Genomic DNA, 23,031 nt, shown 5'->3' on the forward strand with positions numbered 1-23,031 from the left:
ATGCGGATCCTTGCGGCGATGAGCGGTGGAGTCGACTCCGCCGTCGCGGCAGCCAGGGCCGTGGAGGCGGGGCACGACGTGGTCGGCGTGCATCTCGCGCTCTCCCGGGCGGGCGGAACGCTGCGCACCGGCAGTCGAGGATGCTGCACGATCGAGGATGCCCTCGACGCGCGTCGTGCAGCCGACGTGCTCGGCATCCCGTTCTACGTCTGGGATTTCTCCGAGCGGTTCCGAGACGATGTGATCGAGGACTTCATCTCGGAGTACCAGGCAGGCCGCACCCCGAATCCCTGCATGCGCTGCAACGAGAAGATCAAGTTCGCCGCCCTTCTGGAGCGTGCGATCGAGTTGGGCTTCGACGCGGTGTGCACGGGGCATTACGCCACTCTGGTCGACGGCGAGGACGGCCTCGAGCTGCACCGGGCGTCGGACAACGCCAAGGACCAGTCCTATGTGCTCGGCGTCCTCACGGCCGAGCAGCTGGCGCACACCTACTTCCCGCTCGGCACGACGCCCACGAAGGCCATCGTCCGCGCAGAGGCCGAAGCACGCGGCCTGAGCGTCGCGCAGAAGCCGGACAGCCACGACATCTGCTTCATTCCCGATGGGGACACGCGCGGCTGGCTCGCCGAGAAGGTCGGCACGGCCACCGGCGAGATCGTCGATCGTGCGGGCGAGGTCGTCGGATCGCACGAGGGCGCGCATGCCTTCACCGTCGGACAGCGACGCGGGCTCAAGCTCGGCGTTCCCGCGGCAGACGGCAAGCCGCGCTTCGTCCTCGAGGTGCGACCGGTCTCGAACACGGTGGTCGTCGGCCCCAAGGAGGCCCTCGCGATCGCCGAGATCGCCGGAGAGCGGTTCAGCTGGGCCGGTGCCGCACCCACGGAGTCCTCGTTCGAGTGCCACGTGCAGATCCGAGCGCACGCTGAGCCGGTCCCTGCGAGGGCCGAGATCTCCGAAGGCGGCGTGCGCGTGACGCCCGAGGTCGCGTTGGACGGCGTCGCGCCGGGACAGACCGCCGTGCTCTACATCGGGACGCGGGTGCTCGGACAGTTCACGATCGACACCACGGTGTCCGCGGTCCCTGTCGGCGCGTAGCCTCCTCCGGTGTCCGCACCCGCTCGTAGACTGACGGGGTGCCGGAGAACATCTCGTTGGAAGACGCCCGAACCGAAGCCGAGGAGCTGACCACGCGCATCCTCGATGCGAAGGAGGCCTACTACGGCCGCGACACCTCGATCGTCGACGATTCCACCTACGACGGCTGGATGCGCCGACTCGAAGAGCTCGAGCGTCTGCATCCCGAGTTGCAGGGGCAGGACTCGCCCACACAGATGGTGGGGGCGGCTGAGGCGACGGGCCTCGCGACCATCGAGCACGCGGAGCGCATGCTCAGCCTCGACAACGTCTTCTCCATCGACGAGCTGCGGGAATGGGCCGCGAAGACGAAGGCCGCCGCCGGACGCGATGTCGCCTGGCTCACCGAGCTGAAGATCGACGGCCTCGCCATCAATCTCCGCTATGAGAACGGCGTGCTCACTTCTGCTGCGACCAGGGGCGACGGACGCGTGGGGGAGATCGTCACGGAGAACGCGCTTCGGCTGCCCGAGATCCCGTATCGACTGAGCGGTGAGGGCCACCCGGCCATCGTGGAGGTGCGCGGGGAGGTCTTCATCCCCGTCGCCGCGTTCGAACGGCTCAACGCGGCCCAGGCGGCGTTCCGCGACCGCGCCTACGCCGATGCGCTCGAGCGCTGGGAGGCGCGGGGCGGAGCGAAGAAGCCCTTCGACGAGGAGAAGGCTCGCACCGCCGCCGCGCGCCGATTCCCCGCGTTCGCCAATCCCCGCAACGCGGCGAGCGGCGGCCTGCGTCAGCAGATCGACAAGAAGAACGGCCTCGAACTCGAAGCCGGCCTGCTGCGCATCGAGTCGCTCGCGCTCTACGTGCACGGCGTCGGCGCATGGTCGAACCCTCCCGTCGCGGCGCAGAGCGAGGTCTACGATCTGCTGGCCGAGTGGGGGCTGCCGACGAGCCCGCACACCAGGGTGTGCCACACGATCGATGAGGTTGTCACGTTCGTGGAGTACTTCGGTGAACACCGCCACGACATCGAGCACGAGCTCGACGGCATCGTGGTGAAGGTCGACGAGCTCGAGCTTCATGACGAGCTCGGCGCGACCAGCCGGGCACCGCGCTGGGCGATCGCGTACAAGTACCCGCCGGAAGAGGTGCAGACGAAGCTCCTCGACATCGTGGTGTCGGTCGGCCGCACCGGCCGCGCGACGCCCTTCGCGGTGATGGCTCCTGCGCAGGTCGCGGGGTCCGTCGTCCGGCAGGCGACTCTGCACAACAAGGACGTCGTGAAGGCGAAGGGCGTGCTGATCGGAGACACGGTCGTGCTGCGCAAAGCCGGCGACGTCATCCCCGAAGTCCTCGGTCCGGTCGTCGAGAAGCGCGACGGCACGGAACGCGAGTTCGTGATGCCCCTGGAGTGCCCGGAGTGCGGCACTCCGCTTCGGGCGATGAAGGAGGGCGACATCGATCTGCGGTGTCCGAACGCGCGTTCGTGTCCGGCGCAGGTGCGCGGACGTGTCGAGCACATCGGCTCCCGCGGTGCCCTCGATGTCGAGGCCCTCGGCGAGGTCACCGCCGCCGCCCTGACACAGCCGACGTCTCCCGCGGTGCCGCCGCTCGAGACCGAGGCCGGCCTCTTCGCCCTCACGCTCGACCAGCTCGTCCCCATCGAGCTGGTGGTCCGCGACGCGGAGACGGGGCTTCCCAAGGAGGACGAGGACGGGATCGTCAAGACGCGCGCCCCGTTCCGACGGAACCCGACTGCGGCCGAGAAGAAGTCCGGCCTCGAGGGTCCGCAGCCCTCGTCCCAGGCGCTCACTCTCCTCGCCGAGCTCGAGAAGGCGAAGAAGAAGGAGCTGTGGCGTCTGCTCGTGTCCTTGAACATCCGCCACGTCGGACCTGTCGCTGCGAGGGCGCTCGCGCAGTGGTTCGGCTCACTCGACGCGATCCGCACGGCTACGCGCGACGAGTTGGCTGCCGTGGAGGGCGTGGGCGGCATCATCGCCGACTCGCTCCTGGCCTGGTTCGAGGTCGACTGGCACAAAGAGATCGTGGAGCAGTGGGCGGATGCGGGGGTGCAGTGGAAGACACCAGGTCACCCCGGTCCCGGCGCTGCCGTCGCCGCAGGGGGAGTGCTCGAAGGGCTGACGGTGGTCGCCACCGGCTCGCTCGACGGCTACACGCGTGAGGGTGCGCAGGAAGCCATCATCAACGCGGGAGGAAAGGCGGCGTCGAGCGTGTCGAAGAAGACGGACTTCGTGGCCGCCGGCCCCGGCGCGGGGTCCAAGCTCGCCAAGGCGGAGGAGCTCGGTCTCCGGATCCTCGATGCGGCGCAGTTCCACATCCTGGTGACGGAGGGACCGGACGCGCTCCCTCCCGCGGGCGAAGGGGCGTGAGACGCTACGGTCCGCTGATCGTCGTCCCCGAGGCGTTGGCTGTCGGTGATCCCGGTCGGAACCACCTGCGGCTGATGCCCGAGGCCGTGATCATCCGCGACGGAGTCGAGAATCGCGGAATAGTGCCGTGGACGGGACTCGAGCAGATCGAACTCGACGTTCCGACGACGAATTTCCGCCTCCCCGGTCTCACGGGCACTGTGCTGCTCGGAGCGTTGACCGCCCTGATGCTGAGCGATCCCGGGATCGATCCCGATGACGGTTCCGCGAAGCTCGTCGTCGAAGGAGAGACGCGCACCGTCCCGCTGAGCCGTCATCACGTCGGAGGTTACTGGACCCCGACCGTCACGGGAGCGCACCGACTGATCGCTCACCTGATCTCGCACCCGGAGCAACGGGCCCTTCTGGCACATCCAGAGCCGCTGATCGCCGTCGCCGCACGGCTCGCGCGCGGAAGCGACTAGACACCGCCGCGCGCGATCCGCCGTCAGTTCTTGTGGCGCGGCTTGCGGAAGGGCTTCTCGTCCCGGCTTTCGCGCGCAGGGCGCTCGTCACGGTCACGACGATCGAAACGGTCACCGCGACCGCCGGAGGGACGATCCTCGCGAGGGCCGCTACGTCGAGCGCCAGGACCGCGGTCGGGCTTGATCTCGATGAGGCGACCCGAGATGCGGGTGTCGCGGAGCTTGTCGAGCACGGCGGGATCCATGTTCGACGGGAGCTCGACGGTCGAGAAGTCGGGGCGGATGTTGATCGCCCCGAAGTCGTCACGACCCAGGCCGCCCTCGTTGGCGAGGGCGCCGACGATCTGGCGCGGCTCGACACGGTGACGCCTGCCGACCTCGATGCGATAGGCGGTGTAGTCGCCACGGCTGCGGCGTTCGCCCCGAGGCTCGCGCGCGTCACGAGCGGGGCGCTCCCGCTGCGGCCGGTTGTCCGCCTCGACGGCCCTGGTGAGCGCATCGTTGGCGGGATCGAGGAGCAGAGGCTTGTCTCCCTGCGCGACCACGGCCAGCGCCGCGGCGACGTCGCTCTCCGGCACATCATGATGACGGACGTAGTGCGCGATGATGTCGCGGAACGCGTCGATGCGCCCGGTCTCCGAGAGAGCGGTGGTGATGGCATCGTCGAACCGGGTCAACCGGGTGGTGTTCACGTCCTCCGTGCTCGGCAGCTGCATCTGAGTGGGCTGCTGTCGGGTCGCCTTCTCGATGTGCTTGAGCAGGTAGCGCTCGCGCGGGGTGATGAAGCTGATAGCGTCGCCCGTTCGTCCCGCGCGCCCGGTGCGACCGATGCGGTGCACGTAGGACTCGGTGTCCGTGGGGATGTCGAAGTTCACGACGTGGCTGATGCGCTCGACGTCGAGCCCGCGCGCGGCCACGTCGGTCGCGACGAGGATGTCGAGCTTTCCGTCCTTGAGCTGGTTGACGCTGCGCTCGCGCTGCACCTGAGGCACGTCGCCGTTGATGGCTGCGGCTGAGTAGCCGCGGGCGCGGAGCTTCTCGGCGAGCGTCTCGGTCTCGTTCTTGGTGCGGACGAAGACGATCATGCCGTCGAAGTTCTCGACTTCGAGGATGCGGGTCAGCGCGTCGACCTTCTGCGCGTACGAGACCACGAGGTACCGCTGAGTGATGTTCGTGCCCGTCGCGGTCTTCGACTTGATGCTGATCTCTTCCGGCTCACGCAGGTACTTCTGCGCGAGGCGGCGGATCTGCGGCGGCATCGTGGCGGAGAACAGCGCGACCTGCTTCTCCTCGGGTGTCTGCGCGAGGATCTGCTCCACATCCTCCGCGAAGCCCATCTTCAGCATCTCGTCGGCCTCGTCGAGCACGAGGTACTGCAGCTGCGACAGGTCGAGCGTGCCCTTGGCGAGGTGATCCATGATGCGGCCCGGTGTCCCGACGATGACATGCACCCCGCGGCGCAGAGCCGAGAGCTGCACGCCGTAGCCCTGTCCGCCGTAGACGGGGAGGACGTGAACACCCTTCATCTTGGACGCGTACGACTCGAACGCCTCGCACACCTGGAGGGCGAGCTCACGGGTCGGAGCCAGCACGAGCGCCTGCGGCGTCTTCTGCGCGACATCGAGACGCTCGAGCACGGGCAGCGCGAATGCCGCGGTCTTGCCGGTTCCGGTCTGCGCCATGCCGACGACGTCGCGCCCGGCGAGGAGGGTAGGGATAGTGGCCGCCTGGATGGGCGACGGGGTCTCGTAGCCGAGGTCCTTGATGGCTTTGAGGACGGGCCCGGTGATTCCGAGTTCCTCGAATCCGGGGGTCGCGGGGGAGTCCTCGGGGGCGTCGGTCAGCACTGCATCTTCAGGGGTCACTTCCCAAGGGTAGCGCGCCGAACGTCTCGCCGCCTGTGAGGGCGTCCTCAGGAGCCGGTGTTCAGGGCGACCAGTTTCTCCTTGACCTGCCGACGGAGCACCTTGCCGATGAGCGACTTCGGGAGTTCGTCGACCACGAAGATCCTCCTGGGGACCTTGTAGGGCGTCAGGATGCTGCGCGCGAACTCGCGGATGGCCTCCACGTCGACCTCGGTCTCCGGATCGACGACGATCGCGGCCACGACCTCCTCGCCCGAGTGCTCGCTCGGTAGTCCGATGACCGCAGCGTCGACCACCTGCGGGTGCTGGCGCAGCGCATTCTCGACCTCGGTGGGGGCGACGTTGAAGCCGCCGGTGATGATGAGCTCCTTGATGCGGTCGACGATGCGCACGAAGCCGGCTTCGTCGATCGTGACGATGTCGCCCGTGCGGTACCACCCGTCGACGAACACGGCCTCCGTCTCCTCCGGCTTGCCGTAGTACCCGGAGAAGACCTGCGGTCCGCGAACCACGAGTTCTCCCGCCGCTCCTGCAGGCACGTCCTCCGTGGGGTTCTCCGGGTCGACCACCCGGCATTCGGTTCCGGGCAGCGGAAGTCCGACGGTGCCGGGCACGCGGTTGTCGGCGACGGGGTTCGCCATGAGTACGGGCGAGCACTCGCTCAGGCCGTAGCCCTCGACGAGGTAGCCGTTGGTCGCCTCCTCGAAGGGCACCACCAGCTCGTGGGGCAGTGCCATGGCCCCGGAGATCGCGACCTCGATGCCGTCGAGCGACACACCCTTGGCCTTGGCAGCGCTCAGAAGGCGGTCGGCGATCGGTGGCACGAGCGGGAGGAACGTCGCGGGATGCTTCTTCACGACGTCGAGAACCAGATCGGGATCGAACTTCGGGAAGAGCACGAGTCGCGCGCCCATCGACATCGCGAACGTCAGACAGAGCGTGAGGCCGTATGCGTGGAACATCGGCAGCACCGCGTACACGACGCATCCCTTGCCGCGCTGGATCGACGGCACCCAGGCCTGCGACTGCGCAGCATTGGCGAGGAGGTTGCGGTGTGTGAGCGCGGCACCCTTCGGCGTCCCGGTGGTGCCTGAGGTGTACTGGATGATCGCCAGGTCGTCTGCTGCGGGCGTCGGGTGCGACGACGGAATCGGGTCAGCGGCGATCAGCGAGTCCCAGAGCACCGTGCCGCGGACCTTCTCGGTGAGCGCTGCGCGGGACTCCCTGGCCTTGGCGACGGGCAGACGCAGGGCGAAGCGGGTGAGGAAGGGCATCGCGCGGGTCACGTCGACGGAGACGAGGTTCGTCACCGCCAGGTCGGCGGGGAACTCCTGCACCGTGGAGACGACCTTGTTCCACACGATCGCATGCTTCGCGCCGTGGTCCTCGAACTGCTTGCGGAGCTCGCGCGGCGTGTACAGCGGGTTGTGCTCGACCACGACCGCGCCGAGTCGGAGCACGGCGTAGAACGCCACGATGTGCTGCGGACAGTTGGGGAGCACGATGGCCACCGGGTCGCCGGCGCGGACGCCCAGGTCTCGCAAGCCCGTCGCCGCCCGGTCGATGGCGGCCTGCAGCTCGGCGTACGTCGTCTCGCGGCCGAAGAACTGCAGGGCGGGGGCATCCGGATAGTCGCGTGCCGAGGCGGCGACGATGTCGACGAGCGATCCGTCGACGGGAGGCAGGTCTTCCGGGACGCCTGCGGCGTAGCTGGCGGTCCACGGGCGCGGGGGCTGGAACGTGCTCACCCGCCCAGCATATGTCGACGGCCGTGCAGGGAAGAGGAGTGACGGGTGCTCCAACTAGACTGGAGGAGTGTCTGAAATCACCCCTGAACTCGTGCGCCACCTCGGTGTGCTCGCACGCATCCAGCTGAACGACGACGAGGTGTCGCGGCTCACGGGCCAGCTCGACGCGATCGTCGACAACATCGCCAAGGTGTCGGAGGTCGCGACCGCCGACGTGGCAGCGACGAGTCACCCCATCCCGTTGAGCAACGTCTTCCGCCCCGACGTGGTCGGGCAGACGCTCACGCACGAGCAGGTGCTTCAGAACGCCCCGGATGCCGCCGACGGCCGATTCCGTGTGACCGCGATCCTGGGAGAAGAGCAGTGACCGACATCATCCGTCTGGACGCGGCGGATCTCGCCGCGAAGCTCGCTTCCGGCGAGGTCTCCAGTGTCGAGGCCACCCGCGCTCATCTCGACCGCATCGCCGCGGTGGACGGCGACGTCCACGCGTTCCTGCACGTCAACGAAGGGGCGATCGAGGCGGCTGCAGCCATCGATGCCCGTCGTGCGGAGGGTGAAGAGCTGGGCCCGCTCGCGGGAGTCCCTCTCGCGATCAAGGACGTCCTCGTCACGACGGACCAGCCCACCACGAGTGGCTCGCGCATCCTGGAGGGCTACCGTTCGCCGTATGACGCGACGGTGGTCGCACGCTCTCGCGCCGCGGGACTGATCCCGCTCGGCAAGACCAACATGGACGAGTTCGCGATGGGGTCGTCCACCGAGCACTCGGCATACGGCCCCACGCACAACCCCTGGGACCTCGATCGCATCCCGGGCGGTTCCGGTGGTGGCTCGGCTGCGGCCGTCGCCGCGTTCGAAGCGCCGCTCGCGCTCGGTTCCGACACGGGCGGCTCGATCCGTCAGCCCGCGCACGTGACCGGCACCGTCGGCGTCAAGCCCACCTACGGCGGTGTGAGCCGCTACGGCGCGATCGCCCTCGCCTCGAGCCTCGACCAGGTCGGCCCGGTCTCCCGCACCGTGCTCGACTCCGGACTGCTGCACGACGCGATCGGCGGCCACGATCCCAAGGACTCGACCTCCCTGCGCGATGCGTGGCCCTCGTTCGCCGAGGCTGCCCGTGAGGGCGCGCGCGGTGACGTGCTCAAGGGGCTCAAGGTCGGCGTGATCCGCGAGCTTCCCGACAGCGGCTTCCAGCCCGGCGTCGCCGCGTCCTTCCGCAGCGCTCTCGCGCTGATGGAGGCCCAGGGCGCGGAGATCGTCGAGATCGGCGCGCCGCACTTCGAGTACGGCGTCGCCGCCTACTACCTGATCCTCCCGGCGGAGGCGTCGAGCAACCTCGCGAAGTTCGACTCGGTCCGTTTCGGCCTGCGGGTGACCCCCGACGGCAACCCGACGGTCGAGGACGTCATGTCCGCGACGCGCGATGCCGGATTCGGCGACGAGGTCAAGCGCCGGATCATCCTCGGCACGTACGCGCTCTCGGCGGGTTACTACGATGCCTACTACGGCAGCGCCCAGAAGGTTCGCACGCTCATCCAGCAGGACTTCGCGAACGCGTTCGCCGAGGTCGACGTGATTGCGACGCCCTCCGCGCCGACCACGGCGTTCAAGCTCGGCGAGAAGATCGACGACCCGCTGCAGATGTACCTCAACGACATCACCACCATCCCGGTGAACCTGGCCGGTGTCCCGGGGATCTCCATCCCCAGTGGGCTGTCGGACGAAGACGGCCTCCCCGTGGGCATCCAGTTCATCGCTCCGGCGCGCGAGGATGCTCGTCTCTACAAGGTCGGCGCAGCGCTCGAGACGCTCCTCGTCGATTCGTGGGGTGCGCCGTTGCTCACCCGTGCACCGCAGCTCGCAGGAGGGAAGCGCTGATGGCCGCCGCCAAGCTCATGGACTTCGACAAGGCGCTCGAGCTGTTCGAGCCGGTCCTCGGATTCGAGGTGCACGTCGAGCTGAACACCAACACCAAGATGTTCTCTGATGCGCCGAACCCGGCGAACGAGGCCTTCCATGCCGCCGAGCCGAACACGCTCATCGCGCCGGTCGACCTCGGGCTCCCGGGCTCGCTTCCGGTCGTGAACGAGACGGCAATCCGCTCCTCGATCAGTCTCGGTCTGGCTCTCGGCTGCTCGATCGCCGAATCGAGCCGGTTCGCGCGGAAGAACTACTTCTACCCCGACCTGGGCAAGAACTACCAGATCTCGCAGTACGACGAGCCGATCGCGTACGAGGGTTCGGTGGAGGTCGAGCTCGAGGACGGGACGCTCATCACGATCCCCATCGAGCGCGCGCACATGGAAGAGGACGCCGGGAAGCTGACCCACATGGGCGGTGCGACCGGGCGCATCCAGGGCGCCGAGTACTCGCTCGTCGACTACAACCGCGCCGGCGTGCCCCTGGTCGAGATCGTGACGAAGACGATCTTCGGCACCGACCACCGTGCGCCGGAGGTCGCGAAGGCCTATGTGCAGGCCATCCGCGACATCGTGCGGGGACTCGGCATCTCCGAAGCTCGTCTGGAGCGCGGCAACCTGCGCTGCGACGCCAACGTCTCGCTCCGTCCGCGCGGACAGGAGAAGCTCGGCACCCGCACCGAGACGAAGAACGTCAACTCGATGCGTTCCGTCGAGCGTGCCGTGCGATACGAGATCCAGCGTCAGGCGCAGATCCTCGCGGACGGCGGCACCATCACGCAGGAGACCCGGCACTGGCACGAGGACACCGGCACGACCTCGCCGGGACGGCCCAAGTCGGATGCCGACGATTACCGCTACTTCCCCGAACCGGATCTGCTGCCCGTGGAGCCGGCAGCCGAGCTGGTCGAGGAACTGCGCGAGGCGCTTCCGGAGCAGCCGGTGGCTCGCCGCCGCCGCCTCATGACCGAATGGGGATTCACCGACCTGGAGTTCCAGGACGTCCGCAACGGCGGTCTGCTCGAGGTCGTCGAGGCGACCATCGCCGCCGGGGCGACCCCCGCGACCGCGCGCAAGTGGTGGACCGGTGAGATCACCCGTATCGCGAACTCCCAGGAGAAGGACGCGACCGAGCTGATCAGCCCGGAGAGCGTGGCTGCTCTGCAGCAGCTCGTCGATGCGGGAACCCTGACCGACAAGCTCGCGCGTCAGGTGCTCGAGGGCGTCATCGCCGGGGAGGGTTCGCCGCAGGAAGTGGTCGACTCGCGTGGGCTCGCGGTCGTCTCCGACGACGGAGCGCTGATCGCCGCCATCGATGAGGCCCTCGCAGCGCAGCCCGATGTGATGGCCAAGATCAAGGACGGTAAGGTGCAGGCCGCCGGCGCCGTGATCGGGGCCGTCATGAAGGCGATGAAGGGCCAGGCGGACGCCGCCCGTGTCCGTGAGCTCATTCTCGAGCGCGCTGCGCAGTAGCGCGCCGTCCCGGGCCTCGTGTCGGAGGCCCGGGGGAGAATGGTCGTATGGGACACGGTGACGGGCGGGGGCGGATCGTATCCGCCCCCGACGCCGACGACTCCGGCACGCGGATTCTCCATGTCGACATGGACGCGTTCTACGCCGCCGTGGAGGTGCTCGACGATCCTTCCCTCCGCGGACTGCCTCTGATCATCGGAGCTCCCGATGGGCGTTCCGTGGTGTCGAGCGCATCGTACGAGGCGAGACGCTACGGCGTCCGGGCGGCGATGCCGGTGTCGCAGGCCCTTCGACTGTGCCCGACCGCGCGCATCGTCCCGCCGCACTTCCACCGCTACCAGGAGGTCTCCCGGCAGGTCATGGCGATCTTCGAGTCGTTCACCCCGCTGGTCGAGCCGCTGTCCGTCGATGAGGCGTTCCTCGATGTGCAGGGTGTGCGTCGACTCTGGGGGAGTCCTGCACGCATCGCCGAGCTCATCCGACAACGAGTCCTCGACGAGGTGGGAATCACCTGCAGCGTGGGAGTGGCGGCGACCAAGCACGTCGCGAAGATGGCCTCGACGATCGCCAAGCCCGACGGGATGCTCGTGGTCGCAGCGAGGGACACCCTCGACTTCCTGGCGCCGAGATCGGTCCGGGCCATGTGGGGCGTCGGTCCGAAAGCGGCGGAGGCTCTGGAGGCGCGTGGTATCCGCACGGTGCAGGACGTCCGCGATGCGCGCCCCGGTATGGTCGAACGCGCCGTGGGCACGGCCCTCAGCATGCGTCTCGGAGAACTCGCGCGGGGGGAAGACCCGCGAGCGGTGCACACGGAGCGGGTGGAGAAGAGCATCGGCCACGAGGAGACGTTCGACCACGACATCCTCGACCGTCCGTTCCTGCGAGCCGAACTGCTGCGGCTGGCCGACCGGGTCGCGGCTCGGCTCCGGCGCGCGGAGTGGGAGACCTCGACCGTCGCCGTCAAGATCCGCTTCGACGACTTCCGCACGGTCAACCGCTCTCAGACCTTGAGCGAACCCACCGCGGTGGGGCAACGCATCGGCGAGGCCGCGCAGTCGCTGTTCGAGCTGATCGATCGGCGAGACCCCGTCCGGCTCGTCGGTGTTCGCGCCGAGAACCTGCGTCCTGCCGGCGGCGGGGGCCTGGCTCTCTGGGACGAAGACGAGGACTGGCGCAAAGTCGAGGGGGCCGTCGACGAGGCCGTCGCTCGGTTCGGCACGGCGACGATCAGTCGCGCGCGGCACATAGGTCGCGGAGACGGTCGGGGAGCCGCTCAGCATCCGAAGGCCCATGGCGTGAATTGATCCCGCACCGGCGCGGTTCCTGGACTAGCGTGGGGGTATGCCGAACATTGCACTGGAACTCGGAAAGCAGGCTGCGTCCTTCGGCGTGAAGAGCGCATACGGAGAACCACAGGACGTCGGTGGAGTGAGTATCACCCCGGTGGCGTTCACGTACTCCGGTTTCGGTGGCGGCAGCGGCGACGGCGGCGAGGGTGGCGGCGGCGGTGGCGTCTCCGTTCCGGTCGGCGTGTACGTGCGTCGCGAGGAGGGTCTGCGCTTCGAGCCCAACATCATCACGCTGCTCGTGGTCGCTGTCCCCTTCGTCTGGGTCGCCGGACGGGCGCTCACTCGCATCATCCGTGCCCTCAAGAAGTGACGATCCGGTCGCGGCTGCACTGGAGCACGCCGCGGCACTGATCGAGCAGGACGTCCGTGCCGTGGCCGCGGCGAACCCGGTCGTCCTCATCGACGGCGGCAGCGGGGCCGGCAAGTCCTCTCTCGCGGCATTGCTGGTGAGACGTTGGCCCGTGGTCGGGCACGTGCAGCTCATCGCCCTGGATTCCCTCTATCCGGGGTGGGACGGACTCGACGGCGGCGCGGAGCGCGCCCGCGAGTGGATCCTCGGTCCGCACGGACGCGGCTACATCGGCATCTGGCGCCGCTGGGATTGGGAAGAGCAGTCCGAGGCGGAGAGTCATGCCGTCGACCCCTCCCTCGGAATGATCATCGAGGGGAGCGGCATCCTTCGCCCCTCCACGGCGGGTCTCGCCGATGTCAGAGTCTGGGTGGAGTCGGGGGAAGCCTCGCGGAAGGCGCGCGCCCTCGCTCGCGACGGGGACACCTATCGCCCGCACTGGGACCGCTGGGCCGCGCAGGAACGCCGTCACATCGAGCGGGATGATCCTCGCTCCCTGGCGACGCGTATCGTCGAGGTTCCCTGACTACGCGCCCGACTCGGCTTCGTCTGCTGCCTGGATGAGAAGCTCCAGGCGATAGCCCAGCCAGTCGTACACGTCGTGACGTCTGTCCGACATCGCGTGCTGGTCCGTCGTGATCCCCAGACGATCAGCGATCACGAGGCGCAGGGCCGTCACGGTGCGGAGCCACGATTCCAGATCGCCCAGGGTGATGGAGAGGTCACGAGTGCGAACCGCTTCTGCATCCGTGAGGCCCGCAGTGGGGGCAGAGACCTCTTCAAGCGCAGCACGCATGCGACGCGCGTCCGCGAGGCGCCGATCGAGCAGATCCTTCCGCGTGCTCCCGGCGAAATCGGCAGCGGCGTCGGGGTCATCGGGATACGGGTTGGGCGTCAGGCGGTCGACGGCCGGGTCCTCGCCGTTCCGCGATTCACCGATGAGCTCGATGAAGTCGTCGAGCAGCATCGCCAGGTGATGCTCCTCGATGGCGCTGATCGTGACGGTGATGCGGTCTGAGGTCATGGGGAGGCCCTTCTGACCGTCGCCCAGAGGCCGTAGTCGTGCATCGCCTGCGCGTGGACCTCCATGGTCTCCCGGGGACCCGTGGCCACGATCGCGTGCCCGTCGTTGTGCACCGCGAGCATGAGCGCTGTCGCGTGGTCGAGCGAGTAGCCGAAGTACTTCCGGAAGACGCGGACGACGTAGCTCATGAGGTTCACCGGATCATTCCAGACGACGACCTGCCACGGCTCCAGAGGTGCGGCACTGAGTTCGATCGTCTCCTCGAGATCGGGGACTGCCGTGGGCATCGTCATGCCCAGCCCAACTCGTGCAGCTGCGCATCATCGATCCCGTAGAAGTGCGCGATCTCATGCACCAACGTCCTGTGGATCTCGTCGCGGAGTTCTTGCTCCGTCTCGCACTGCGCAAGATGCGGTTCGCGGTAGACGACGATGCGATCGGGGAGTTCGCCCATCCCGTACTGCGTCCGCTCCGTCAGCGCCAGTCCGTCATAGAGACCGAGCAGATCGAGGCTGCCGTCCTCCGGGCGGTCCTCCACCACGAACACCACGTTGTCGAGCCCTTCGACCATGTCGTCGGGGAGCAGATCGAGCTCGTCGATCACGAGCTCTTCGAAGGCGGCCGCATCCATGTCCATCCCCTCCAGCCTAGGGGCGACAGCCCTCAGTGGAGGAGAACGAGAATCGCGGCGACCGCTATGAAGAGCGTGCCGAAGACCGTGTTGAGCACTCGCTGTCCGCGCGCGGTTCGCGTGAGGCGACGGAACGGACGCGCGGCTGCTGCGAAGAACCCCCACATCACGATCACGTCCACCACGATCACGGTCGCGATGAGCGTGAGGTACTGGGGGAGCGGGGGCTGATCCAGTCTGACGAATTGGGGGATGAACGCAAGGAAGAACACGATCGCCTTGGGATTGAGCAGGTTCACCCAGAAGCCGCGGCGGATCATCGACCACGGGCTCTCACGGGAGTCGACCGGAACGGGTGCGTCCTCGACCGCCACGGTCGGCTTCGTCAGGATCAGCCGGACGCCGAGAAACACGAGGTAGGCCGCTCCGGCGTAGCGGATCCCGTTGAAGAGAAGCTCCGAACGGGACACGAGGAGCCCGACTCCCGCGGCGACGACCGCCACATGGACGATCAGGGCGATCTGCTGGCCGACGATGCCCCAGATGGAACGACGCCATCCCTGATTCATCGCATTCGACATCGTGTTGATCGCGCCGGCCCCCGGCGTGAAGCTGATGACGACGGAAGCGGTCAGCAACGAGAACCAGACCGCGAGCGACACGTCGTCAGTCTAGGGCTTCGCGGGGGCGCATCATTCGAGGCACAGATGCGAAGAAGGCCCGAACCTTGCGATTCGGGCCTTCTTCTGGAGGGTGAGTAACGGGACTCGAACCCGCGACATCCGGCACCACAAGCCAGCGCTCTACCAGCTGAGCTATACCCACCATGTGCCCACCGGAGCGGGCAACCATACGAGTCTATTACATGTTCGGAGTGAACTCTGACACCGTACGGGAAGCGATCTCGCGAGCCTCGTCGCTCGACGGACCCGGCTCATCGACGAACACGGCCTCCCGGTAGTAGCGGAGCTCCCTGATCGACTCCAGGATGTCAGCAAGGGCGCGGTGACCGCCGTCCTTCGGGGGAGCCTGGAAGAACACCCGCGGATACCAGCGGCGCGACAGCTCCTTGATGCTCGACACGTCGACGTTGCGGTAATGCAGCCACTGATCGACCTGGGGCATGTACTTTGCCAGGAACATCCTGTCCGTGCCGATCGTGTTGCCTGCCAGAGGAGCCTTCCGCTCGAGCGGAACGAAGCGCTTGATATAGGCGAGAGTCTGCGCCTCCGCCTCTTCGAGCGAGAGACCGCCTGCGATCTCGTCGATGAGCCCCGAGGTCTCGTGCATGTTCGTGACGAAGTCATTCATGTGATCGAGGGCCGCTTCGCTGGCTCTGATCACCACCTGGAACCCCGCATCGACGGGGTTGAGTTCGAAGTCGGTGATCACGACCGCAATCTCCACGAGTTCGTCGACTGCGAGATCGAGGCCCGTCATCTCGCAGTCGATCCATACGAGACGGTCGTTCTCGGACGCAGATACCATGTCGCCATCCTATCGACGGTCCCGACATCCCCGACCGGAACCGGCGTCATGATCGTTCGGCAGGAGCGCGATACTCTAGACGCGTGCGCCTCCGTAGCTCAGGGGATAGAGCAGGAGCCTTCTAATCTCTTGGTCGCAGGTTCGAATCCTGCCGGGGGCACCACGCAGCATCGAATCCCGGTGAGAGACGCGGAAGGGGACCGGCCTCCTGGCCGTCGTCAGGAAGCACGCAGAGCCGCGACCGCGTCGTCCACACTCCAGAACTCGCCGACGACGCGGAACACGCCCGTCGCGAGGTGCAGCCGTTCGGCGCGGTACCGAAGCCCCAGCGGATCGGCGACGATCCGGAGATGACCCAGGATGTGCTCCCGGCGATCCTGGACCCTCCAGAGGTGATCGGCAGCGCGGACCAGATGCTCGCGCGCAGAGGAGAGTCGAGGCGTGGCGAACGGGACGTCGGGTAGGGAAGTGGTCAGGTGGTCGGACATCGGTACTCCTTTCATGATTCGAAGATATGACCGACCACCGACATTCGCCGTCGCAGGTTCCGTCGCTGTCATCGGGGCTTTCTCTCCACCGTCCGCGCGATCTGCAATCTGTCCACCGGTTGCGTCTTCACCGCATCCGCGGCCCGAGGCTCCCGCGCAAGCTGGAGAAAGCCGGAAGAGACCCGGCGATCGAGAGGATACGAACATGATCGACACCCTGACCATCGTGGGACGAGTCGCCACCGACCCGGCGCAGACACAGACAGGCGGAGGGGTCCCTGTCACCAACTTCCGCCTTGCCACCACGCACCGTCGCTTCGATGCCGCGACGCAGACGTGGACGGATTCGGGCACCAACTGGTACTCGGTGGCGGCGTTCCGCCACCTCGGAGAGAACGCCAAGGCGTCGCTGCGCACGGGAGACAGCGTCATCGTGACGGGGCGTCTCAAGATCCGCAACTGGGAGAGCAACGGGAAGCACGGCACCAGTGTCGACATCGAGGCAGATGCGATCGGCCATGATCTGCGGTGGGGAACCACGGCGTATCGCCCGCAGCCGCGTCCGCAGACGGGTACTCCCGACACGTCGACCGAATCACCGGATACGCGTGTCTCCGAGGATGACGTCGATGCGCTGGGCTCGGGGAGCGATTCATCCGCGTTCGCACTCTCCTGGTCGGCACCGGACGTAGAGGTGGCCGGGAGCGCGTGACGGGCGCTGCCTCGGCGACGGCGCACGGCTGCGCGCGTGAACGGGGGCACGAGGACAGCGCAGGTGTGATGAGAAGGCGACGTAGACTCGGCACGTGCTTCGTCGATCGGTCCTTCCTCCGCCGCGCACAGCCGGTGCACTAGCCGCCGCCGCTGTCGTCGCCATGCTCCTGTCCGGCTGCACGCCGACCGCCGCACCGTCTCCCTCCGCCACGGCCTCCGCCTCACCGGACGCGGAATCGACGGCACCCGTCGGGCCCGTTCTCGTGCCGGATGGCAGCGCCGACGACAATCTGCCGCTGTTCACCGCTACCGCGGAGGGCGTTTGGGCGACCGAGCAGCGCGGCGAAGGTCGGGCGTACATCGACGCGCTGATCGGCGCAGGATTCGATCGCGATTCGATGCAGGTGACCCAGGACCTGACCACGGTGGGCAACCCGGCGGAGAGTCTGCAGTTCTCGGTCCGCTGGGGCAATGACGAGTGCCTCGTCGGCCAGGTCGGCCCTTCCACCGGTCAGGTCGTCACGGCGGTTCTCCCGCAGCTCGCGGAGGGGCGCTGTCTCGTCGGCACCACACGTCCGATCGACTGGTGAGATGCCAGGGGGCCGGTAGGCTGGAGTGTCGATCTTCGACGCCAACAGAAGGAGCGGTTTTCGGTGGCTGAGTACATCTACTCGATGGTTCGTGCGCGCAAGGCGGTGGGCGAGAAGCTCATCCTCGACGACGTGACCATGGCGTTCCTCCCCGGGGCCAAGATCGGCATGGTCGGTCCGAACGGCGCGGGTAAGTCGACCATCCTCAAGATCATGGCAGGACTCGACACCCCGTCGAACGGCGAGGCGAAGCTCTCCCCGGGCTTCACGGTCGGCATCCTGATGCAGGAACCTGAACTCGACGAGACCAAGACCGTTCTGGAGAACATCCAGGACGGGATCGCGATCAAGGCCAAGCTCGACCGGTTCAACGAGATCTCCGCTCTGATGGCGGATCCCGATGCCGACTTCGACGCTCTCCTCGCCGAGATGGGCTCGCTTCAGGAGGAGATCGACGCGGCAGACGGTTGGGACCTCGACTCGCAGCTCGAGCAGGCCATGGACGCCCTCCGCACCCCTCCGGGAGACGCGGCCATCGCACCCCTGTCGGGTGGAGAGAAGCGTCGTGTGGCGCTGGCGAAGCTGCTCCTCCAGAAGCCCGATCTGCTGCTCCTGGACGAGCCGACCAACCACCTCGACGCCGAGAGCGTGCTCTGGCTCGAGCAGCACCTCCAGGCATACAAGGGCGCCGTCATCGCCATCACCCACGACCGGTACTTCCTCGACCACGTGGCCGAGTGGATCGCCGAGGTCGACCGCGGCCGTCTGATCGGCTACGAGGGCAACTACTCGACGTACCTGGAGAAGAAGGGCGAACGCCTCGAGATCCAGGGCAAGAAGGACGCCAAGCTCGCCAAGCGCCTCAAGGAGGAGCTGGAGTGGGTGCGTTCCAGCGCGAAGGGTCGCCAGACCAAGTCGAAGGCGCGTCTCGCCCGATACGAGGAGATGGCTTCCGAGGCGGAGCGGACCAGGAAGCTCGACTTCGAGGAGATCCAGATTCCGGCGGGCCCGCGTCTCGGAAGCGTTGTCATCGAGGCCAAGAACCTGAAGAAGGGCTTCGACGGGCGCTCGCTCATCGATGGACTCAGCTTCAGCCTCCCGCCGAACGGCATCGTCGGCGTCATCGGGCCGAACGGTGTGGGAAAGACCACCCTGTTCAAGACCATCGTCGGGCTCGAGCCGCTCGACGGCGGAGACCTGAAGATCGGTGAGACGGTCAAGATCAGCTATGTCGACCAGTCCCGCTCCAACATCGACCCGAACAAGACGCTGTGGGAGGTCGTCTCCGACGGCCTCGACTACATCACGGTCGGCAAGACCGAGATCCCGTCGCGCGCCTACGTGTCGAAGTTCGGCTTCAAGGGCCCCGATCAGCAGAAGAAGGCCGGCGTGCTCTCCGGTGGTGAGCGCAACCGCCTCAACCTGGCGCTGACCCTCAAGGAGGGTGGCAACCTGCTTCTTCTCGACGAGCCCACGAACGACCTCGACGTCGAGACCCTGAGCTCGCTGGAGAACGCGCTGCTCGAGTTCCCCGGCTGCGCCGTGGTGATCACCCACGACCGGTGGTTCCTCGACCGCATCGCCACGCACATCCTCGCCTACGAGGGAACCGACGAGAAGCCGGACCAGTGGTATTGGTTCGAGGGCAACTTCGAGGCGTACGAGGAGAACAAGATCGAGCGTCTCGGAGCCGATGCCGCCAAGCCGCACCGCTCGACCCACCGCAAGCTGACGCGCGACTGACTCCGTCATGACCGCGACGCCGGGGCCCCGCCTGCACATCCCGATCCAGCTCCGCTGGGGCGATCTGGATGCGTTCAACCACGTCAACAACACCTCGATGCTGAAACTGCTCGAGGAGGCTCGCGTGCGAGCGTTCTGGCGTGCGGGCCCCGGCGAGGAGGCTCCATCGACGGCGGTGCTCGATTCGGGCATCGAAGAGGGGATCCTCACGCTGATCGCCCGCCAGGAGATCGAATACCTCGCGCCGGTGCCGTATCAGCGGCGACCGCTCGAGGTGCAGATGTGGTTCGGCAAGCTCGGCGGATCCAGCGTCGAGGTCTGCTACGAGGTACACAACGATCCGACGGCGGAACCTCGTCAGATCTACGCGCGCTCGACGGCGATCATCGTCCTGGTCGACGCGCAGACCGGTCGCCCGACCCGCCTGACCCAGGAGATGCGCGACGTCTGGGAGCCGTACGTCGGCGAATCGATCGAGTACACACACCGCTGACACCGGCCGCGGTCCCGGTCGCAGCGCGCCTCGACCGAAGCTGCCAGCTCTTCAAGCCGGTCGGGCCAGTCAAACCCGGCAGACGCTTTCAGCGCTGCTGGTCAGTGCTGCTCGTCAGTCCTGATCGTCAGGGACGCGGATCATGATCTCCTGCGCGACGCTCGCCACGAACTCGCCGTCACGGGTGAAGATCCGGCCGGTGGCGAGTCCCCGTCCGCCGCGCGCGTTCGGCGACTCCTGCACGTACAGGAGCCACTCGTCCACCCGCGCGGGCCGGTGCCACCACATCGCGTGATCGAGGCTCGCGACTTTGAGACCGGGAAGCGCCCAGTACACGCCGTGCGCCCGAAGGATGGACTCCTGGATCGTCATGTCGCTGAGGTAGGCGATGGCTGCGCGATGCAGACGCGGGTCGTCGGGGAGCGGAGCGCGCAGGCGCATCCACACGGCCTGCTGCGGTATGCGCTCGTCGTCACTGGGCAGATACAACGGCGAGTCGACGTGACGGATGTCCGCTGCCCGCTCGCTCAGCATCCGGGCCGTCCCGCCGGGGAGCCCCTGCACGCGGGCCTCGTCCGGAGCCAGGTCTTCCGGTGCGGGAATGCCCTCCGGCATCGATGCCGCATGTTCGACACCGGGGTCCGCGTCCTGGAAGGAAGCGATCATCGAGAAGATCGGCACTCCGTTCTGGTACGCCTGGGCACGGCGCGTCGAGAAGGAACGTCCGTCGTGGATGCGGTCCACAGAGATCGTGATGCCCTGGCTCGCGTCGCCGGGGCGCAGGAAGTAGCCGTGCATCGAGTGCGCAGCCCGATCCTCGGGGAGCGTGCGTTCGGCAGCCAGGAGCGCCTGAGCGAGGACCTGGCCACCGTAGATCCGTCCGCTCGGCATCGGGTGCGAAGAACCCGTGAAGATGTCCTCCGTGGTCCGTGCCTGCGTCGAATCGAGATCGAGCACCTCGAGCAGTCGCTCGACGGTCCGGGTGGCGTGCTCGTCCGTGCTCATCTGTTCCTCTCCGCGCCCCGAGGCGCCGCTCCGTTGGTAGTTTAGAACGCGTGCCGCATCACCTCCTCCTCGCCGACCCGGACACAGCGAAGGACGTTCTCACGTTCGTGGGACGCGCGTCACGGATCACGGACGAGGGAGTACGGTTGCAGGCGGGGAACGGTGTGCTCGCCCTCACGACCGCGGCGCTCGCTCCCCATGGACTCTTCGACCAGACACCGACGATCCTCGCGATGCGGATCGTGCACGCCGACCCCGAGCTCGAGTGCGACATCGTGGTCGACCAGCTCTCGCAGACCGATGAGCCGCAGCGGCTCGGTCTCCCGGAGACCGGGATGTCGCCCGCCTGGGCCGGGGTGGCTCCGCCCCGTGGCTCTTGGGAGCCCGTAGGGGAGCTCGACGCATCTGTGATCGCGCAGCGCGCGCAGTGGGGAATCTCCGCCGTCGCCCGCGGCGCAGCCCCGGGATCCGGCGAAGAAGCCGTACGCGCCCTGCGTGCGGCGATCTGGGGCGAACCCGACGAGGACCTCGACTGCCTCCCTCGGGGAATCGCCTTCGCTGCCGACGCGATGGGGTTCATCTCCGGTGAGGAGCAGGTCCGCGTGTCGAAGTCGGGGCGGTGGACACGTCTCGCCTTCCGACGTGGTCACGTGCTCTCGCGCGGTCCCGTCGCATCGGGTCTCACGAGCGTCCGGGACACCGGCTCCGCGGGCTGAGATCCTCCGGGCGCCCGCGAGTCCAACCGCAGCGCCACGATCCTGCTCACCAGCGCGCTTGTGCCACCCAGTACGAGCACGAGTCCCAGAGCGTCCAGGAGCGGGAACAGCCAGAGGTCGATCACCCAGTACTGCCAGTTGACGGATCCCCCGAGCAGCCCTGGCACCAGGGGGACGAAGAACCCCGCCACGATGACGAGCGCGAACGGAACGAGCCGGACACCGGCACGCGACCTCCCCTCTCCGCGCATCCGCCTCGCCCACCGCGGAGCCCTCAGCGTCGTGACGAGCAGAACGATCGACGCGAACGCTGTGACACCCAGGAGGATCCTGTTCGCGATATCCAGCGGATTCTCGTACGTCGCCGCGGACGCGTCGCCTTCGATCAGGTGACGCACCAGCTCGCCGGGGGAGCCCACCCCGTTCGTCAGCACCACGGCTGCGGTACCGGTGGTGGTGTCGAAGGCCATCGACCCGCCGAACGTCGCGAGAGTACCCCCGTGCGACAGGACGCCGGGCGCTGGTGCTCCGTCCGGACCGAGGTTCTGCCATCCCAGGGCATACGACACGGCGCCCGGTTGCACAGAATGCAGTTCCTCCCGCAGCACCGGATCCAGGATGTCCGCACCGACGTCACCCTGGTTGAAACCCAGCCATTGCACCATGTCGGAAAGCGTCGAGACCACACCACCGTTGCCGCCGCACCGGCCCGGCATCTCCGGCATGACATAGGCGACCCTGAGCACCACGGAGTAGCCGGGTGTGAGCCCGTCGACGCTCTGATCACAGGCGTCGACGCTTCGAGAGTCGCGCATCCCGAGCGGGGCGAAAAGCCGCTGACGGAGGAACTCGTCGAGGCTCTGCCCGGAGACGACCTCGACGATGCGGGCCGCGAGCGAGTAGTTCGTGTTGTGGTATTCGAAACGAGCACCCGGATCCGCGACGAGTCGTCGTCCTGTGAGTTCAGCCACCACCGCCCGCGTGTTACGCGGCGCCGGCAGCGAGAACTCGTCGTTCGTCTGCAGCGAGAGCCCCGACGTATGAGACAAGAGCTGTCTGATCGTGATGTCCCGATGCCTGGGGTCGGCCATCGTGAATTCAGGGAGCCGCTCGACGACGAGGTCGTCGAGCGCCAGCGCTCTATCCTGCACGAGGAGCATGATCGCGGTCGCCGTGATCGACTTGCTCATCGACGCGATCCGGAACGGCGTCTGCGGAGTGATCGGGTCGCCCGCTCCGTCACGGCCGTGCACGATCAGGTCGACGTCACCATTCGTGATGACCGCTGCCGCGACCCCGGGCGTCGCGAACGCCTCGGCGTAGCTCCCGACCGCGCTTTCATGCGCCGTCGACGCCTCGGCGGCGGCAGCGGAGAGCGTACCGCCGAGGATCGATGCCGAGACGAGACCGAGGATGCAGAGGATGCGCACGAGTCCACGGTAGGGAGCTGGACGCGACGACTCGAGACCCGCCGCCGCCGCTTCGGGTTACCCCGAACA

The 23,031-nt window shown here is 67.5% G+C and carries 24 protein-coding genes and 2 tRNA genes; 15 read left to right on the top strand and 11 right to left on the bottom strand.

Translation table 11 applies throughout. The annotated features are described in order from the left end of the window. Genes mnmA through HDC31_RS08720 form a run of 3 tightly spaced genes read left to right on the top strand, consistent with a single transcriptional unit; the run spans window position 1 to window position 3,934 of the window. Complete coding sequence (mnmA, locus tag HDC31_RS08710) at window positions 1-1,098, top strand: tRNA 2-thiouridine(34) synthase MnmA (RefSeq protein ID WP_082682493.1); 1,098 nt, start codon at window positions 1-3, stop codon at window positions 1,096-1,098. Between the two features lie 38 nt (window positions 1,099-1,136). Then, window positions 1,137-3,470, top strand: a complete 2,334-nt coding sequence (ligA, locus tag HDC31_RS08715) for an NAD-dependent DNA ligase LigA (RefSeq protein ID WP_113681934.1) — start codon at window positions 1,137-1,139, stop codon at window positions 3,468-3,470. Beyond that, window positions 3,467-3,934 (top strand): hypothetical protein, encoded by a 468-nt coding sequence (locus HDC31_RS08720; RefSeq protein ID WP_113681935.1) that lies wholly within the window; start codon window positions 3,467-3,469, stop codon window positions 3,932-3,934. Before ligA ends, HDC31_RS08720 begins: the two co-directional genes overlap by 4 nt. Before the next feature lie 23 nt (window positions 3,935-3,957). On the opposite strand, the gene HDC31_RS08725 is transcribed toward HDC31_RS08720, so the two are convergent. Both HDC31_RS08725 and HDC31_RS08730 read right to left on the bottom strand, forming a co-directional pair. Beyond that, a complete protein-coding gene (locus HDC31_RS08725; protein WP_374706391.1) occupies window positions 3,958-5,799 on the bottom strand; it encodes a DEAD/DEAH box helicase in 1,842 nt (613 codons plus the stop codon). Between the two features lie 47 nt (window positions 5,800-5,846). Continuing rightward, on the bottom strand, window positions 5,847-7,547 hold the full coding sequence (locus HDC31_RS08730) for a long-chain-fatty-acid--CoA ligase (protein ID WP_113681937.1): 1,701 nt from the start codon (window positions 7,545-7,547) through the stop codon (window positions 5,847-5,849). Between the two features lie 67 nt (window positions 7,548-7,614). Between HDC31_RS08730 and gatC the strand changes: the two genes are divergently transcribed. From gatC to HDC31_RS08760, 6 genes are read left to right on the top strand one after another with little or no spacing between them, the layout of a single operon-like run. After that, entirely contained in the window at window positions 7,615-7,914 is a 300-nt protein-coding gene (gene gatC, locus HDC31_RS08735) for an Asp-tRNA(Asn)/Glu-tRNA(Gln) amidotransferase subunit GatC (protein WP_026049703.1), read from the top strand. Further along, window positions 7,911-9,428, top strand: coding sequence for an Asp-tRNA(Asn)/Glu-tRNA(Gln) amidotransferase subunit GatA (gatA, locus tag HDC31_RS08740; RefSeq protein ID WP_179516018.1), 1,518 nt, complete (start codon window positions 7,911-7,913; stop codon window positions 9,426-9,428). The genes gatC and gatA overlap by 4 nt, the downstream gene beginning before the upstream one ends. Further along, window positions 9,428-10,942 carry an Asp-tRNA(Asn)/Glu-tRNA(Gln) amidotransferase subunit GatB gene (gene gatB, locus HDC31_RS08745; protein ID WP_058630629.1) on the top strand — a complete coding sequence of 505 codons (1,515 nt, stop codon included), beginning with the start codon at window positions 9,428-9,430 and terminating at the stop codon, window positions 10,940-10,942. Before gatA ends, gatB begins: the two co-directional genes overlap by 1 nt. A 47-nt stretch (window positions 10,943-10,989) precedes the next feature. After that, window positions 10,990-12,246 (top strand): DNA polymerase IV, encoded by a 1,257-nt coding sequence (dinB, locus tag HDC31_RS08750; protein WP_058630630.1) that lies wholly within the window; start codon window positions 10,990-10,992, stop codon window positions 12,244-12,246. A 37-nt stretch (window positions 12,247-12,283) separates the two neighbouring features. Then, a complete protein-coding gene (locus HDC31_RS08755; RefSeq protein WP_046747046.1) occupies window positions 12,284-12,601 on the top strand; it encodes a hypothetical protein in 318 nt (105 codons plus the stop codon). Then, entirely contained in the window at window positions 12,585-13,166 is a 582-nt protein-coding gene (locus HDC31_RS08760; RefSeq protein WP_082738362.1) for a hypothetical protein, read from the top strand. Before HDC31_RS08755 ends, HDC31_RS08760 begins: the two co-directional genes overlap by 17 nt. Here HDC31_RS08760 and HDC31_RS08765 read toward each other — a convergent pair whose 3' ends face one another. From HDC31_RS08765 to orn, 6 genes are all read right to left on the bottom strand, one after another. Further along, window positions 13,167-13,664 (bottom strand): DUF2017 family protein, encoded by a 498-nt coding sequence (locus HDC31_RS08765; RefSeq protein WP_113681938.1) that lies wholly within the window; start codon window positions 13,662-13,664, stop codon window positions 13,167-13,169. Beyond that, window positions 13,661-13,957 (bottom strand): ATP-dependent Clp protease adapter ClpS, encoded by a 297-nt coding sequence (clpS, locus tag HDC31_RS08770; protein ID WP_046747044.1) that lies wholly within the window; start codon window positions 13,955-13,957, stop codon window positions 13,661-13,663. The genes HDC31_RS08765 and clpS overlap by 4 nt, the downstream gene beginning before the upstream one ends. After that, window positions 13,954-14,301, bottom strand: coding sequence for a metallopeptidase family protein (locus HDC31_RS08775; RefSeq protein ID WP_113681939.1), 348 nt, complete (start codon window positions 14,299-14,301; stop codon window positions 13,954-13,956). The genes clpS and HDC31_RS08775 overlap by 4 nt, the downstream gene beginning before the upstream one ends. Window positions 14,302-14,327: 26 nt before the next feature. Continuing rightward, window positions 14,328-14,957, bottom strand: a complete 630-nt coding sequence (locus HDC31_RS08780) for a LysE family transporter (RefSeq protein WP_046747042.1) — start codon at window positions 14,955-14,957, stop codon at window positions 14,328-14,330. An 89-nt stretch (window positions 14,958-15,046) separates the two neighbouring features. Further along, window positions 15,047-15,121: transfer RNA gene (locus tag HDC31_RS08785), tRNA-His, on the bottom strand. 35 nt (window positions 15,122-15,156) lie between these two features. Then, complete coding sequence (gene orn / locus HDC31_RS08790) at window positions 15,157-15,783, bottom strand: oligoribonuclease (protein WP_113681940.1); 627 nt, start codon at window positions 15,781-15,783, stop codon at window positions 15,157-15,159. An 87-nt stretch (window positions 15,784-15,870) separates the two neighbouring features. Here orn and HDC31_RS08795 point away from each other — a divergent pair. After that, window positions 15,871-15,946: transfer RNA gene (locus tag HDC31_RS08795), tRNA-Arg, on the top strand. Window positions 15,947-16,001: 55 nt separating this feature from the next. Here HDC31_RS08795 and HDC31_RS08800 read toward each other — a convergent pair. Then, window positions 16,002-16,271, bottom strand: coding sequence for a hypothetical protein (locus HDC31_RS08800; RefSeq protein WP_113681941.1), 270 nt, complete (start codon window positions 16,269-16,271; stop codon window positions 16,002-16,004). Window positions 16,272-16,476: 205 nt separating this feature from the next. On the opposite strand from HDC31_RS08800, the gene HDC31_RS08805 reads away from it, so the two are divergent. From HDC31_RS08805 to HDC31_RS08820, 4 genes are all read left to right on the top strand, one after another. Further along, window positions 16,477-16,983 (top strand): single-stranded DNA-binding protein, encoded by a 507-nt coding sequence (locus HDC31_RS08805; protein WP_179516019.1) that lies wholly within the window; start codon window positions 16,477-16,479, stop codon window positions 16,981-16,983. A 94-nt stretch (window positions 16,984-17,077) separates the two neighbouring features. Then, on the top strand, window positions 17,078-17,575 hold the full coding sequence (locus tag HDC31_RS08810; protein ID WP_046747039.1) for a DUF6993 domain-containing protein: 498 nt from the start codon (window positions 17,078-17,080) through the stop codon (window positions 17,573-17,575). A 63-nt stretch (window positions 17,576-17,638) separates the two neighbouring features. Further along, complete coding sequence (ettA, locus tag HDC31_RS08815; protein WP_046747038.1) at window positions 17,639-19,318, top strand: energy-dependent translational throttle protein EttA; 1,680 nt, start codon at window positions 17,639-17,641, stop codon at window positions 19,316-19,318. 7 nt (window positions 19,319-19,325) lie between these two features. Further along, window positions 19,326-19,811 carry a thioesterase family protein gene (locus HDC31_RS08820; RefSeq protein WP_046747037.1) on the top strand — a complete coding sequence of 162 codons (486 nt, stop codon included), beginning with the start codon at window positions 19,326-19,328 and terminating at the stop codon, window positions 19,809-19,811. A 114-nt stretch (window positions 19,812-19,925) separates the two neighbouring features. On the opposite strand, the gene HDC31_RS08825 is transcribed toward HDC31_RS08820, so the two are convergent. Next, window positions 19,926-20,816: an acyl-CoA thioesterase II gene (locus tag HDC31_RS08825; RefSeq protein WP_113681943.1), complete on the bottom strand. Its 891-nt coding sequence runs from the start codon at window positions 20,814-20,816 to the stop codon at window positions 19,926-19,928. A gap of 50 nt (window positions 20,817-20,866) precedes the next feature. Here HDC31_RS08825 and HDC31_RS08830 point away from each other — a divergent pair, with 50 nt between their 5' ends. Then, entirely contained in the window at window positions 20,867-21,532 is a 666-nt protein-coding gene (locus tag HDC31_RS08830) for a hypothetical protein (RefSeq protein WP_113681944.1), read from the top strand. Here HDC31_RS08830 and HDC31_RS08835 read toward each other — a convergent pair. Beyond that, window positions 21,463-22,962, bottom strand: coding sequence for a serine hydrolase (locus HDC31_RS08835; protein ID WP_218867357.1), 1,500 nt, complete (start codon window positions 22,960-22,962; stop codon window positions 21,463-21,465). The two genes, HDC31_RS08830 and HDC31_RS08835, sit on opposite strands and share 70 nt — an antisense overlap. Window positions 22,963-23,031: the final 69 nt, after the last annotated feature.

Origin of the sequence: Microbacterium sp. JAI119, from assembly GCF_013410135.1 — a bacterium.
GTDB lineage: Bacteria > Actinomycetota > Actinomycetes > Actinomycetales > Microbacteriaceae > Microbacterium > Microbacterium oxydans.